Annotated in this window: 15 protein-coding genes and 1 pseudogene; 15 read left to right on the top strand and 1 reads right to left on the bottom strand. The window is 68.0% G+C overall.

Annotated features, from left to right (window positions below; translation table 11 throughout):
- The 14 genes and pseudogenes from JHD80_RS02530 to JHD80_RS02595 all read left to right on the top strand — a co-directional run.
- Window positions 1-186, top strand: a pseudogene (locus JHD80_RS02530) (TetR/AcrR family transcriptional regulator); the annotation flags it as partial.
- Window positions 183-947, top strand: a complete 765-nt coding sequence (locus JHD80_RS02535; RefSeq protein ID WP_199084802.1) for an ABC transporter ATP-binding protein — start codon at window positions 183-185, stop codon at window positions 945-947. The pseudogene JHD80_RS02530 and the gene JHD80_RS02535, both read left to right, overlap by 4 nt.
- Complete coding sequence (locus JHD80_RS02540) at window positions 944-1,666, top strand: ABC transporter ATP-binding protein (protein WP_199084803.1); 723 nt, start codon at window positions 944-946, stop codon at window positions 1,664-1,666. Before JHD80_RS02535 ends, JHD80_RS02540 begins: the two co-directional genes overlap by 4 nt.
- Window positions 1,667-1,713: 47 nt before the next feature.
- Entirely contained in the window at window positions 1,714-2,919 is a 1,206-nt protein-coding gene (locus tag JHD80_RS02545) for an ABC transporter substrate-binding protein (protein ID WP_199084804.1), read from the top strand.
- Window positions 2,916-3,779 (top strand): branched-chain amino acid ABC transporter permease, encoded by an 864-nt coding sequence (locus tag JHD80_RS02550; protein WP_349237195.1) that lies wholly within the window; start codon window positions 2,916-2,918, stop codon window positions 3,777-3,779. The genes JHD80_RS02545 and JHD80_RS02550 overlap by 4 nt, the downstream gene beginning before the upstream one ends.
- Entirely contained in the window at window positions 3,779-4,690 is a 912-nt protein-coding gene (locus JHD80_RS02555) for a branched-chain amino acid ABC transporter permease (protein WP_199084805.1), read from the top strand. Before JHD80_RS02550 ends, JHD80_RS02555 begins: the two co-directional genes overlap by 1 nt.
- Window positions 4,691-4,705: 15 nt before the next feature.
- Window positions 4,706-5,194: a GAF domain-containing protein gene (locus JHD80_RS02560; RefSeq protein ID WP_199084806.1), complete on the top strand. Its 489-nt coding sequence runs from the start codon at window positions 4,706-4,708 to the stop codon at window positions 5,192-5,194.
- Window positions 5,195-5,229: 35 nt separating this feature from the next.
- Complete coding sequence (locus JHD80_RS02565) at window positions 5,230-6,465, top strand: amidohydrolase family protein (RefSeq protein ID WP_199084807.1); 1,236 nt, start codon at window positions 5,230-5,232, stop codon at window positions 6,463-6,465.
- Between the two features lie 104 nt (window positions 6,466-6,569).
- The gene (locus JHD80_RS02570) at window positions 6,570-7,223 is read left to right on the top strand and encodes a hypothetical protein (protein WP_199084808.1); all 654 of its coding nucleotides are present in this window, start codon (window positions 6,570-6,572) and stop codon (window positions 7,221-7,223) included.
- 8 nt (window positions 7,224-7,231) lie between these two features.
- Window positions 7,232-8,458 carry a DUF4350 domain-containing protein gene (locus tag JHD80_RS02575; RefSeq protein ID WP_199084809.1) on the top strand — a complete coding sequence of 409 codons (1,227 nt, stop codon included), beginning with the start codon at window positions 7,232-7,234 and terminating at the stop codon, window positions 8,456-8,458.
- The gene (locus tag JHD80_RS02580) at window positions 8,427-9,383 is read left to right on the top strand and encodes an AAA family ATPase (protein ID WP_199084810.1); all 957 of its coding nucleotides are present in this window, start codon (window positions 8,427-8,429) and stop codon (window positions 9,381-9,383) included. The genes JHD80_RS02575 and JHD80_RS02580 overlap by 32 nt, the downstream gene beginning before the upstream one ends.
- Window positions 9,380-10,693: a DUF58 domain-containing protein gene (locus tag JHD80_RS02585; protein ID WP_199084811.1), complete on the top strand. Its 1,314-nt coding sequence runs from the start codon at window positions 9,380-9,382 to the stop codon at window positions 10,691-10,693. The genes JHD80_RS02580 and JHD80_RS02585 overlap by 4 nt, the downstream gene beginning before the upstream one ends.
- On the top strand, window positions 10,612-11,748 hold the full coding sequence (locus tag JHD80_RS02590) for a stage II sporulation protein M (RefSeq protein WP_199084812.1): 1,137 nt from the start codon (window positions 10,612-10,614) through the stop codon (window positions 11,746-11,748). Before JHD80_RS02585 ends, JHD80_RS02590 begins: the two co-directional genes overlap by 82 nt.
- Window positions 11,732-12,637 (top strand): RDD family protein, encoded by a 906-nt coding sequence (locus JHD80_RS02595; RefSeq protein ID WP_199084813.1) that lies wholly within the window; start codon window positions 11,732-11,734, stop codon window positions 12,635-12,637. Before JHD80_RS02590 ends, JHD80_RS02595 begins: the two co-directional genes overlap by 17 nt.
- A gap of 25 nt (window positions 12,638-12,662) precedes the next feature.
- Here the strand turns inward: JHD80_RS02595 and JHD80_RS02600 are convergent, their stop codons facing one another.
- Window positions 12,663-13,346, bottom strand: a complete 684-nt coding sequence (locus JHD80_RS02600) for a hypothetical protein (RefSeq protein ID WP_248311353.1) — start codon at window positions 13,344-13,346, stop codon at window positions 12,663-12,665.
- Here JHD80_RS02600 and JHD80_RS02605 point away from each other — a divergent pair.
- On the top strand, window positions 13,339-13,848 hold the full coding sequence (locus tag JHD80_RS02605; protein WP_248311354.1) for a TOBE domain-containing protein: 510 nt from the start codon (window positions 13,339-13,341) through the stop codon (window positions 13,846-13,848). The genes JHD80_RS02600 and JHD80_RS02605 overlap by 8 nt on opposite strands.
- The last annotated feature ends 37 nt before the right edge of the window (window positions 13,849-13,885 follow it).

Consider the following 13,885-nt stretch of genomic DNA (forward strand, 5'->3'; position numbering starts at 1 on the left):
ACCCGCACCGTGATGAACGCCACGATGTGCCTGGTCCGCGGCATGATCAGCCAGACCGTGCTGCGCCCGAACGACCCGGCCTATTACGAGGGCCTGCTCGGCTTCTGGAAGCAGCAGGTCAGGCAGCATTTCCCGATGAAACCAGCGGCTGCCCAATCCGGCCGGCGCAAGACGGCGGTGGCATGACGGCAGCACTGACCATCCAGGGGCTGAAGCTCGGCTTCTACGGCGTGCAGGTGCTGCGCGGCGTCGATTTCGCGGTGCCGCAGGGCTCCTTCACGGGATTGATCGGGCCGAACGGCGCCGGCAAGTCGACCCTGTTCAACGCGGTTTCCGGGCTCTACCGGCCACAGGCCGGCTCGGTCCGGTTGGGAGCGACCGAGACGGCCGGGATGCCGCCGGAGAAGCTCGTCGCGGCGGGACTCGTCCGCTCCTTCCAGCTCGCGCGCGGCTTTCCCAAGCTCAGCGTCTTCCAGCACCTGATGCTCTATGGCGCCGACCAGCCGGGCGAAAGCCTGCTGGCCGGGCTGATCGGCACGGGCGGGGCCAAGCGACGCGAGGCGGAGCTCAGCGAGCGCGCCTTCGGCATCGCCCGTCGATTGAAGCTCGACCATGTCCTCGACAACCCCGTCACCGCCCTCTCCGGCGGCCAGAAGAAGCTGGTGGAGATCGGCCGGGCGCTGATGGCCGAGCCCAAGATCCTGCTGCTGGACGAGCCGATGGCCGGCGTCAATCCGAGCCTGACCGAGCAGATCGCCGAGCATCTCGTCGCGCTCAACCGCGATGGGCTGACGATCTGCCTGATCGAGCACGACATGGGGCTGATCAGAAAGCTCTGCGCGCCGGTCATCGTCATGGCCGAGGGCAAGACGCTGACGCAGGGCACGTTCGACGAGGTCGCCGCCGACACCCGCGTGCAGGAAGCCTATCTCGGGAGGCGTCATTGAGCGAGGCACAGGGCGAATTACTCGCCGTCGACGGCGTCGTTGCCGGTTATGGCGCGGCCGAGCAGATCCTGAAGGGCACCTCCTTGAAGGTGACGCCGGGCGAGATCGTCTCGATCATCGGCCCGAACGGCGCCGGCAAGTCGACATTGCTCAAGACCATCGCCGGCCTCGTCCAGGCGCGCGACGGCACGATCAAGCTCAAGGGCGGCGACGTCACCCGCGAGAACGCGCTCGGCCGGGCCAAGGCCGGCATCGGCTTCGTGCCGCAGGAGCGCAACGTCTTCGGCGCGATGACGGTCGCCGAGAATCTCGAGATCAGCGGCTTCCAGGAGCCCGGCAAGGTCGCGGAGCGCACCGAGGAGATGTATGCGCGCTATCCGATGCTGGCGGAGAAGCGCAAGGCGCTGGCGCGCACGCTCTCGGGCGGCCAGCGCCAGATCCTCGCCATGGCGATGGGGCTGATGAACGCCCCTGCCCTGCTCCTGCTCGACGAGCCGACGGCCGGGCTCTCACCCAAGGCCGCCGACGAGTTGTTCGACGCGATCGTCGCGCTCAACAAGGGCGGCCTGCCGATCCTGATGGTCGAGCAGCATGCGCTCGAAGCGCTGCAGATCTCGACGCGCGGCTATGTGTTGGTCTCCGGCCGCAACAGCCGCGAAGGCGCGGGCCCCGCGCTCGCCACCGACCCCGAAATCCGCCGCCTCTTCCTCGGCGGCTAGGACGAAGCCGAAACGATAGCGAACCAACAAGACAACAGGGGAATAGCATGACCGAGTTCACGACCGACCGCCGCACGCTTCTGGCTGGCGCCGCCGCGCTTGCCGGCCTCTCCGCCCTGCCCGGACGGGCGCTTGCCCAGGGCGCGCCGATCAAGATCGGCACGCTGACGCCGCTCACCGGCGCCGGCGGCCCCTACGGCCCGGTCATGGTCAAGGCGGTGAAGGCCGTCGTCGACGAGGTCAATGCCGCCGGCGGCGTGCTCGGCCGCAAGGTCGAGCTGATCTCCGAAGACGACCAGACCAACCCGGAAGCCGGCGTGCGCGCCGCCCGCAAGCTGATCGATGTCGACAAGGTGTCCGCCATCCTCGGCACCTGGGCCTCCTCGGTCACGACCGCCGTCGCGCCGCTCTGCTGGGAATCGAAGACTTTCCTCGCCACCGTCTCGGGCGCCGATTCGATCACCCAGCTGCCGCATCAGGGCTACCTGATCCGCACCCAGCCCAACACGACGCTGCAGGGCCGCAAGTTCGGCGAGTTCTGTGTCGCCGAGAAGGCCAAGCGCGTCTTCTTCCTCTCGCCGCAGACGCCTTTCGCCAAGAGCCAGTTCGACAACATCACCGAGGCCGTGAAGAAGGCCGGCGGCGAGACCGGCTCGCTGATCTATGACGACAAGAAGCCGGCCTATCGCAGCGAGATCGACGAGGTGCTGCGCTTCAAGCCCGACGCGATCATCTTCGGCGGCTACACGCCCGATACGGCGGTGATGCTGAAGGATGCCTATCGCGCCGGCTATGGCGGGCTGAAGGTCGCCTTCGGCTATGCGGTCAATCAGAAGCTGGTCGAGAGCGTGCCGGCCGAGGTGGTCGACAAGACCTTCACCCTCGCGCCCTCCCCGGCCGAAGGCTCCAAGGCCTATGCCAGGCTGGTCAAGATGATCGGCGTCGCCTCGCCCGATCCGTACACCACCCAGATCTACGACCAGATCAATCTCGTCCTGATGGCGATCGCGCTGGCCGGCGACGCGTCGGGCACCGCGATCAAGGATGCCGTGCGCAAGGTCAGCCAGGCGCCGGGCGGCGCCAAGGTCGACAATGCCGTCGACGGGCTCAAGGCCATCGCGGCCAAGCAGGCGGTCGATTATGACGGCGCCAGCGGCCCCTGCGACTTCACCGAGACCGGCGACATCGCCGATTGCCAGTTCCGTTACGAGCAGGTGCAGGGCGGCAAGCTGACGCTGGTGAAGATCGCGTGAGCCAGTTGCTGCAGGCGCTCATCAACGGGGTGATGACCGGGACGCTGATCGCCGTCCCGGCCATCGGCTTCTCCGCCATCTTCGCGGTGCTGCGCTATCCGAACTTCGCGATCGCGGCCTATGCCACGATCGGCGCCTTCGCCGCCTGGTGGGCGAATGTCGCGATGGGGCTGCCGATACCGGCCGCACTCCTCGTCGCCTTCGCGGTGACGGGCTTCATCGGCGTCGTCGCCGAGGAGACCTCGCTGAAGCGCCTGCGCAACAACGGCGCGCTGATCGTCGCCATCGCCTCGATCGCGCTCAATCTCGTGCTGGAGAACATCGTCCGCTTCATCTTCGGCAACGAGATGCGCGGCTACGACCTGCCGATCGCGCGCGACATGCGCTTCGGCGACCTGCGCATCGGCCCGCAGCAGCTCCAAAGCCTGCTGCTCGCCGTCGTGATCATGGCGGCGATGTTCCTGTTCCTGCGCTATACCCGCTTCGGCAAGGCGATGCGCGCCGTCGCCGACAATCCCGACCTCGCCCGGCTCAAGGGCATCGATCCCGCCAAGATCGCGATCGTGACGCTGTTCCTTGGCGCCGGGCTGACCGGAGTCGGCGGCGTGCTGATAGGACTGGACACCTCGATCGATCCGCTGACCGGCTATCGCGTGCTGCTCTCGGTCTTCGCCGCGGCCGTGCTCGGTGGATTGGGCTCGATTCCCGGCGCGGTCGCCGGCGCGCTGATGCTCGGCATCGCCGAGGAACTGGCATTGCTCGTCGTGCCCGCGACCTATCGCACCGGCGTCGGCTTCGTCGCGATCCTCTTGATGCTCACCTTCCGGCCGCGCGGCCTCCTCGGGGAAAGGGCCGCCTGATGCTGTCCTATCTGATCTTCACCCTGACGCTCTGCGCGATCTACGGCCTGCTCGCGCTGAGCCTGAACCTGATCTGGGGCAGCGCCGGCCTCGTCAATCTCGGCCTCGCCGGCTTCTTCGCGGTCGGCGCCTACGCCTCGGCGCTGGCGACGGGGGCCGGTGCGCCCGTGCTGATCGGCTGGGGCGCGGCGCTGCTTGTCGGCGCGACGGTCGGGCTCGTCGTCACCTTCGCGACCTTGCGGCTGCGCGACGACTATCTCGCCATCGTCACGCTCGGCTTCGCCGAGGTCATCCGCCTCGTGGCGCTCAACGAGCGCTGGCTGACCAACGGCTCGGACGGTATTTCCGGCATCAAGGCGCCGCTGAAGGCCGAGCTCGGCACGCAGAATTTCGCCTATTTCTATCTCGGCCTCGCCACGCTGGTGCTGGTCATCGTCTGGGCATTGCTGCGCCGGCTCGATGGCTCGCCCTATGGCCGCGCCTTGAAGGCGATCCGCGAGGACCAGCAGCTCGCCAGCTTCGCCGGCAAGCCGGTGCTGCGCTTCAAGCTCCAGGCCTTCGCGCTCTCGGCTGCGATCGCGGCGCTGGCCGGCGCGCTCTACGCCCATTTCCAGTCCTATATCTCGCCGGACCATTTCCAGCCGCTGATCACGATCTACATCTTCCTCGCCGTCACCGCCGGCGGCGTCGGACGCCCGAGCGGAGCCGTGCTCGGCGCCTATCTCGTCGTGATCTTCCTGGAGGCGACCCGCTTCGTCACCGAATGGGTGCCGGGCCTCCAGCCGGTCCAGCTCGCCGCCACGCGCGAGATGCTGATCGGCATTGCCCTCATCCTCGTCCTGCATCTCAAGCCGCAGGGCATCCTGCCCGAGCGCATCCCGAAGGCGCCGGTCCCTCCGGCCGCTGCCTAAACCGAAGGCCTGCCCATGTCCGACGATCTCGCCACCCTCTCCGCCCTCATCAGGGAGCCCGGCCAGCCCGACACGGTGTTCAAGGCCTTCGAGGACATCACCCGCCGCCTCGTCGGCCATGAGCTGTTCACGCTGCTCTATGTCGACGGGCAGGAGGTCGCGCGGATCTATTCCAACCGGCCGGACGAGTACCCGGTCTTCGGCCGCAAGACGATGGGCCCGACGCCCTGGGGCAAGCATGTGCTGGACGGCCGCCAGCCCTATCTCGGTAAGGACAAGGCCGGCATCCGCTGGGCCTTCTTCGACCATGAACTGATCGAGAGCATGGGGCTGGGCTCCGTGATCAACATCCCCGCGATCTATGACGGCAAGGTCGTCGGCACGATCAACCTGCTCGCGCCCGAGCACCATTACCGCGAAGAGCATGTCGCGCCGGTCGAGCGGCTGGCGCCGCTGCTGGTGCCCGCCTTCCTCGCCGCACGCGCTGCCAACAAGGCCGCCTGATCTCTCCCCTTTCGATTGTCCGAAGGAACATGCCAGTGGCTTCGACCCTCTTCACCAATGCCCGCATCGTCGACGGCTCGGCGCCGGAGGCTGGCGCGCCCGTCAGCGTCCTCGTCGAAGGCGGCACCATCCGCGAGGTCGGCAAATCCGTGACCTCGGCCAAGGCCAAGGTCGTCGACCTCAAGGGCAAGACGCTGATGCCCGGCCTGATCGACGCCCATGTCCATGTCGTCGCCGGCGTCGCCGATCTCGGCGCGAATTCCCGCCTGCCGGATTCGCTGGTCACCGCGCGCTCCTTCGGGATCATGCGGGCGATGCTGATGCGCGGCTTCACCACGGTGCGCGATGTCGGCGGCGCCGATTTCGGCCTGAAGCAGGCGACGGAGGAAGGCGATTTCCCGACGCCCCGCCTCGTCATCTCCGGCAAGGCGCTGAGCCAGACCGGCGGCCATGCCGATTTCCGCGGCCGCTATGACGACCGCCCGAGCGTGATCGAGCGTCATCGCCTGGGCGCGCTCGGCCGCATCTGCGACGGCGTCGACCAGGTGCGCCGCGCCGCGCGCGAGGAGCTGAAGGGCGGGGCCGACTTCATCAAGATCATGGCCAATGGCGGCTGCGCTTCGCCGACCGACCCGATCCATTTCCTCGGCTTCTCGGTGAGCGAGCTGGAGGCCGTGGTCGAGGAAGCCCGGATGGCCGGCACCTATGTCTCTGCTCATGTCTATACCGACGACGCCATCCGCCGCTGCGTCGAGGCCGGCGTGCATTCGCTGGAGCATTGCAACCTGATCCAGGCCGAGACCGCGAAGCTCGCCGCCTCCAAGGGCGCGGTCGCGGTGCCGACGCTCGTGACCTATGACAAGCTGGTCTCGGACGGGCCGAAGCTCGGCTTCCCGCCGGATTCGGTCGCGAAGGTCGATGTCGTCCGCTCCGCCGGCATGGAATCGCTCGCGATCATGAAGAAGGCCGGCCTGACCATGGCTTATGGCAGCGACCTGCTCGGCGAGATGCACAAGTACCAGTCCGAGGAGTTCGTGATCCGCGGCCGCGCCCTGCCGGCGCATGAGGTCATCGCCTCCGCGACCCATGTCGCGGCCAAGCTCCTGAAGATGGAAGGCCTGATCGGCACCGTCGCGGCCGGCGCCCATGCCGACCTGATCGTCGTCGACGGCGACCCGCTGAAGGATCTCTCGCTCTTGACCCGCCAGGGCCGGCATATCCCTGTCATCATGAAGGGCGGCGCCTTCATGAAGCGCGCCAGCCTGAACTGACGCTTCGGAGCCGGCGGGGCCCATGCCCCGCCGCGCAATCTCAGGCTATGGCGAAGCCGATTTCTTCGCCATAGTGCCTTCGGCCGCCGACGGATTCGAAGGTTGTGAAGCGACTGCCTCTCCTGCTCGTTGCATTCTGTGCCGTCGCGTTCGACGGCGCCGCGCGGGCGGCCACCGATGCCGGCGAGATCGTCCGGCAGAGCATCCGCCGCCACGACATCCAGGCGGAGATGCCGGCGCCCGAACCGAAGGCGGCAAGCTGGCTCGACTGGCTGAAATTCGACCTATCCCCCGACACGCTGCGCATCCTGCTCTGGGGCGCGGTCATCCTCGGCGTGGCCGTGACGATCTGGTCCCTGCGCGACAGCCTGCCGGCCTTCAGCCGCTTGCGCCGGATCAAGGCGGCCGAGACTTCGTCAGGCTTCTCCAACCCGTCCGCCCGGATGGACGAGGCACAGCTCGAAGCGGACGATCTCGCGAGCCGCGGGCAGTATGGCGAGGCCATGCATGTGCTGCTGCTGAAGAGCCTGGCCGAAATCCGCCTGCGGCTCGGCACCAGCTTCGCGGTTTCGCTGACGAGCCGCGAAATCCTGCGCAAGGTTTCGCTGCCGCAGGCTGGCACCGGCGCGCTCGGTGCGATCGTCCAATCGGTCGAGCAGACCTATTTCGGCGGGCGCTCCGCGGGGCGCGAGGATTATCTCGGCTGCCGGCAGGAGTTCGAGGTTCTGAAGCGCTCGCTGGCGATGGGTCCGGCTTGATGGGCGGAATGACGTTCCAGCCGCGCGTCCTTGCCGCGCTTGCCGCCGCGCTCTGCGCGCTGTTCGCCGCGTCGCTGCTGCTGACGGGGATGGGCGGGCGCGAGGCGGAGGGCCTCGCCTTCGGCGCCAACAGCCATTCGAACTCGGCCGTCGGCCATCTCGCCTTCTACGACCTGCTGCGCGGATCGGGTTACCGGGCGGTGCGGGCCGAGGATCGGCCGCTCGAAGCCGTCGGCGAGACCGGCGTGCTGATCCTGGCCGAACCGGCCGGCAGCCTGGCCAGCGACGAGAACCGCAACAAGCTCTCGACCGCCAGCCGTATCCTGCTCGTGCTGCCGAAATGGACGGTGCGGCCGGGCGAAAGGCGCAAGGACTGGATCGGCCAGGCGGAGCTCGCTTCGCCGCTGCGCGTCCAGTCGGTGCTCGGGGCGGCCGTCAGCGGCGGCGATATCGTCCGAACCAAGCCGCCGGCCGCCTACACCAAGACGATCGCTGCGGCGGACCCGACCGTGCAGGGCGATATCCAGTTGATCAAGGGCTCCAATCTGACGCCGCTGATCTCGACGCCGGACGGCATCCTGCTCGGCGAATTGCGGCAGGGCAATCGCCGCACGCTCGTGCTCGCCGATCCCGATCCGATCGAGAACCACGGCATCGGCAAGGGCGCGAACGCGGCCTTCGCGCGCGACGTGGTCGCGGCGCTGCTCGACGGCAGGAACCGCACGCTGGTCTTCGACGAGACCATCCACGGCTTCAGAATATCGCCGCCGAACCTGCTGAAATTCCTCTACGAATTCCCGCTCAATCTCGTCCTCGTCCAGATCGTGGCGGCGGTCGCGCTCCTGCTCTGGGCGGCGATGGGGCGCTTCGGCGCGCCCTTGCCGGCGCCGCGACGGCTCGATGCCGGCCGCCACGCGCTGATCGGCAATGCCGCGGCGCTGATCGACTATGCCGGCCACCATGGCGCGATTCTGCGACGCTACATCGCGATGACGCTGCAGGACGCAGGCCGGGCCTTGCGGGCGCCGGCCGGGCTCGAGGGGGCGGCGCTCACCGCATGGCTCGCGAAAGCTTCCGAAGCACGCGGCATCGATTCGAAACCCCTCTCGGGGCTGGGCGACAACGCCGCCGCCGGCTCCCGCAATCTCGCCTCGCTGCTCGCCGCGGCGCAGGCTCTCCATCACTGGCGCAAGGATCTGCCGCATGGAACTCCGCGACGTCTCGACGATCACTGAAGGTCTCCGGGGCGAGATCCGCAAGGCCGTCGTCGGCCAGGACGAGGTCGTCGACCTGATGCTCGTCAGCCTGCTCTGCGGCGGGCATGTGCTGCTGGAAGGCGTTCCGGGCACGGCCAAGACCCTGCTGGCGCAATCCTTCGCGGCGGGGCTGTCGCTGCGCTTCGGGCGTATCCAGTTCACGCCGGACATGATGCCGGGCGATCTGCTCGGCACCAATCTCTTCGATTTCCGCACCAGCAGCTTCAACCTGACGCGCGGCCCGATCTTCACCGACATCCTGCTCGCCGACGAGATCAACCGCACGCCGCCCAAAACGCAGGCCGCGCTGCTCCAGGCAATGAACGAGCGCAACGTCACGATCGACGGCACAACCCATCCGCTCGGCGAGGCCTTCATGGTGGTGGCGACGCAGAACCCGATCGAACAGCAGGGCACTTATCCGCTGCCCGAGGCGCAGCTCGACCGCTTCCTGTTCAAGATCAACCTCGCCTATCCCAGCCGCGACGAGGAATTCGCCATCGTCGCGCGCCATGGGCATCGCGCCGCCATGCCGAAGCTCGCGGAATTCGGCCTGGCCTCGGTCGTCTCGGAGCAGGATCTGCTGGCGGCGCGCGCGCTGGTCGGTGGGATCGCCCTCGGCGAGCCGCTGGTCGGCTATATCGTCGACCTCGTCCGCGCGACGCGCAGCGTTTCCGCGATCGAGACCGGCGCCTCGCCGCGTGCCGCGACGATGCTGGCCTCGGCCAGCCGGGCGCGTGCGGCGACACAGGGGCGCGACTTCGTCATCCCCGACGACGTCAAGGGCATCGCCCTGCCCCTGCTGCGGCACCGGATCGTGCTCGCGCCCAATGCCGAGATCGACGGGCTCGTCGCCGACACGGTGATCCTGGAACTGATCGACCAGGTCGCCGTGCCGCGATGATCAGGCCGACACCGCGCGCCGTCCTGCTCTTCGGGGCGACCGTGCCGGTCGCCATCGGCCTGTTGATCTACGACGCCGCCCTCTGGCCGATCGCGTTCGATCTCGGCCTGTTCGTGCTGGGCCTGATCGGGCTCGACGCCCTGCTCTGCGCCCGGCCGTCGCGGCTTTCGCTCACGGTCGATGCGCCGCCGCGATTGTATGTCGGCGGCGACGGCCAACTGAGCGTCAGCGGGGCGATCGAAGGCGCGTCCCGGGCGGTCGCAATCGAAGTGCTGTCCGAACAGTCCGGCGACGCCACCCCGCCGGAACCCGCACGGCTCGATATTCCCTCGGGAGCGGTGGGCTCCGTCACGCTGCCGATCCGGCCGCTCAGGCGCGGGCGGATCGCGATCGGGGCGATCTGGCTGCGCTGGCGCGGGCCGCTCGGCCTCGCCGGCCGGAGCCAGCGCCGGCCCCTGGCGCTGACGATCGACGTCGTGCCCGATATCCGCGGCATCGCCTCGGCCGCCGTGCAGTTCTTCAGCCGCGACGCGGTCGAAGGCATCAAGGTCCAGCGCCAGAAGGGCGAGGGCACCGAATTCGAGTCGTTGCGCGACCATGTCCAGGGGCTCGACAACCGCTTCATCGACTGGAAGCACTCGGCGAAGCATCTCAAGCTGCTGTCGAAGGAATTCCGGATCGAGCGCAACCACCAGATCGTGCTCGCCTTCGACACCGGCTACCTGATGGCCGAGCCAATCGACGGCCTGCCGCGGCTCGACCATGCGATCCATGCCGGGTTGCTGCTGGGTTGGGTCGCGCTGCGCAGCGGCGACCATGTCGGCTCATTCGGCTTCGATTCCCGCATCCGGCAATATGTACCGCCCTCGCCCGGCCGAAGCGCCTTCGCCCGGCTCCAGAACGCGTCGGGTCAGCTCGGCTACCGGGCCGAGGAGACCAATTTCACGCTCGGCCTGGCCGAGCTCAATGCCCGCCTGAAGCGCCGGGCGCTGGTCGTGCTGTTCACCGAGTTCATCGACACGACCACGGCCGGGCTGCTGCTGGAAAGCCTGCAGCGCATGGCCAACCGCCATGCCGTGATCTTCGTCACGCTGCGCGATCCGTTGCTGGCCGATATCGTCGAGGCCGAGCCGGCGAGTTTCCTGCCGGTGGCCGAGGCCGTCGTCGCGCGCGACCTGCAGCGCGAGCGCGCGGTCGTGCTGGAGCGATTGGCGCGGATGGGCGTGCATTGCCTCGAAATCCCGCCGCGCGGCCTCGCCGTCGATCTGGTCAACCGCTATCTCATGATCAAGCAGAGGGGGCTGCTATAGAACCGAACAGCACCCCGATCGCCGCCCCGGCGGCTCCGGTCGCGACCATCACCCTGCGCAGCGCCGAGTTCCGCCGCAACCGCGAGCCGGCCTGGCGAACGCTCGACGGCCTCGTCTCGCGCGTCGAGAAGAAGGGCCTGTCGCGCCTTTCCGCCGAGGAATTGCAGGAACTGCCCCTGCTCTACCGGACGGCCGCCTCCTCGCTCTCGGTCGCCCGCTCGATCGCGCTCGACCGCAACTTGATCCTCTATCTCGAAGGGCTGGTGCTACGCGCCTTCTTCGTCGTCTACGGCCCGCGCGTCGGCATCCTCGAGGCGCTCGGCGGCTTCCTGAAGCGCGGCTTCCCGCAGGCCGTTCGCGGGGCGGGCTGGCATATCCTGCTGGCGACGCTCGCCGTCGCCGCCGGTATCGCCATCGGCTACCTGATGGTGCTGCCGAACGAAGCCTGGTTCAGCCTGCTCGTTCCCGAGAGCATGGCCGGCGGGCGCGGGCCGGCTAGCACGGCCGACCAATTGCGCCGGACCGAAATCTTCGCGCCCTGGCCCGGCTTCGTCGATTCTTTCGTCGTCTTCGCCAATTTTCTGTTCCGCCACAACGCGACGATCGGGATCATGACCTTCGGGCTCGGCGTACTCGGCGGCGTCCCGACGCTTCTGCTGCTCGGCTACCAGGGCCTTATCCTCGGGGCCTTCCTGGCGCTGCACTACAATCGCGGCTTGCTCGTCGACTTCATCGGCTGGCTCTCGATCCATGGCGTGACCGAGATCGGCGCGCTCATCCTCTGCGGTGCGGGCGGGCTCGTCATCGCCGAGAAGGTCCTGTTCCCCGGCCGCTACAACCGCCTCCACAGCCTCGCCATGGCCGGCAAGGCGGCAGCGGGGCTCGCGGGCGGGGCCGTGCTGATGCTCTTCGTCGCGGGGATCATCGAAGGGGGCCTGCGCCAACTCATCGCCTCGACTCCCTGGCGCTTCGCGATCGGCGCCGCGACCGGCGTGCTGTGGACGGCCTATTTCCTCTCGATCGGCAGGCGTGGAGGCCATGGCTCAGCGACTTGACCGCATCAACCGGCTGCTCGACGGCATCACCCGCAACCGGCGCGAGATCACTACGCCGGAAGGCGTGATGCTGGAGGTCGACATCGCCAATCACGGCGAGCGGCTCGTCGCCTTCCTGATCGACTTCCTGTTCTGGATGCTGGCGACCGTGCTGCTCTTCTTCGTGCTCGGGCTGACCTTGCTGCACGGAGTCACCGGCTCGGTAACATTCACGGTCGTGCTGTTCCTGTCCTTCCTGCTGCGGAACCTCTACTTCATCCATTTCGAGCTGCAGAGCCAGGGCGCGACGCCGGGCAAGCGCATCGTCAACCTCAAGGTGATCGACCGCAGCGGCGGCCCGCTGCTGCCCGGCGCGATCGTCGCCCGCAACCTGACGCGCGAGGTCGAGATCTTCCTGCCGCTCGGGCTGTTCTTCGCCGTGCCCAAGATCGGCGCAGGCGCCGAGTTCTGGACGGCGGCGAGCTATTTCGGCTGGGCCGTCGCGCTCTCCGCCCTGCCCTTCTTCAACCGGGACCACTTGCGTGCCGGCGACCTGATCGCCGGGACCATGGTCATCTCGGTGCCGCGCCGGGCGCTTCTGGCGGAGCTGGCGGAGGCGCAGAGCCGCTACGTCTTCAGCCGCAAGCAGCTCGACGCCTATGGCGCCTTCGAATTGCAGGTGCTGGAAGAGCTGTTGCGCCGCCCGTCGTCGCCCGACACGCACGGCATGCATCTGCAGGTCTGCGAGAAGATCAGCCGCAAGATCGGCTGGCTGGAACCGGTTCCTCCGGCCGAGACGCTCGATTTCCTCAGGGCCTTCTATACGGCCGAGCGGGCGCATCTCGAACGCGAGCAGCAATTCGGCCGCTACCGCGCCGACAAGAACGAGCCAGCCGCGACCGGCCCGTGAAGGACCGGCGCGGCCTATTCTCGGATCAGTCGAAGACGTTCGCCAGCGTGTCGAGGTCGATGCCTTCCTTCGCAATGCGAAGGTCGTGATAGATCACGGCGGCAAGTACCGCGCCGAACGCGGTCGAGATGACCTGCCAGGCGAAGCTCAAGGTTTCCCCGACGAGGCCTATGCCGCCGATCCGTGCGAGCACCAGGGCGCCCACCCCCGAGATCACGACGACGAGCAGGAAGAGCCCGAAGATCTGCCAGCGATAGCCCTTGGTCAGAGCGACGCTGCGGCTCATGCTTGCCGTCACGCCCATCTTCTCGATAACGCAGGCGGGAATCGCGACATAGAGCATGCAGCCGATAATGACGCCGGGCACGACGAGAAGCAGGAAACCGAGGCCGGTCGCGAGGCCGACCAGGATGCCGACGCCGATGACTGGGATCGTGCGGGCGAGCCCGATCCGCAGGGACTCCCCGATGGTGAAGGGCTTCTGGCGCATCTCCTGAAAGGCACCGTAGAGGCTCGTCGCCTGAGCGACGGTCTGCAGCACGAAGGTCAGAAGTCCCGTCAGCGCCGCGCCAACGGCGATGCTCGACGTCGAAGGCGTCCTCGACGACAGCGCTCCCAGCGCCACGAGGAAGACCGGTATCATCGGCACGAGGGCCAGCAGGACGAACTTGCCGAACTGGCGCCCGAGGATGGAGAATGTCTTGTTCATCACCGAGCCGACGCGAAACTGTCCCGGTGCGGCGGCAAACCCGCCGGTCGATGTGCTGCTCATGAGGAACCCCGCGGCAAATGAGGCCGAACTGTGGCACGGTCCGAGCAGGGGCACAATCGGCGTCAGCGGGCCGGCAGGCCGGCCTATCCTCGGCGGCAAGCTGACCGGCAGCGGTGCCGATCGCATCTTCGAGATCGACGGCGGGACGCGGGTGCCGGTTCCGGCGGATGCGATCATTCCGGAGGGCGCCAAGCTGGTCTCCCGGCCGCACCATGCCAGCCTTGGCGATGCAGGCCCCACCGGAGACGGTAAGCTGGCCCTGCCCTGCACCGTCGCCAATCGCGAATTCCTCGGTGCGAGCGTGCGCTACGGGGCCCGGATCGGCACGACGGAAGTGGCGGTCGATGTGCCCTTCCAGTCCGGCAGCGGATTGTTCGAGGTCGGCAGCGGGGCGACGCTCAGGCTCTCGCCGCACGCGTTGTTGTGGTTGGCGGCTTAAGGGGCGACGACACTGCGCAATTGCGCGCCGTCATCCC

This window comes from Allobosea sp. ASV33 (genome assembly GCF_016428755.1).
Classification (GTDB): Bacteria; Pseudomonadota; Alphaproteobacteria; order Rhizobiales; family Beijerinckiaceae; genus Allobosea.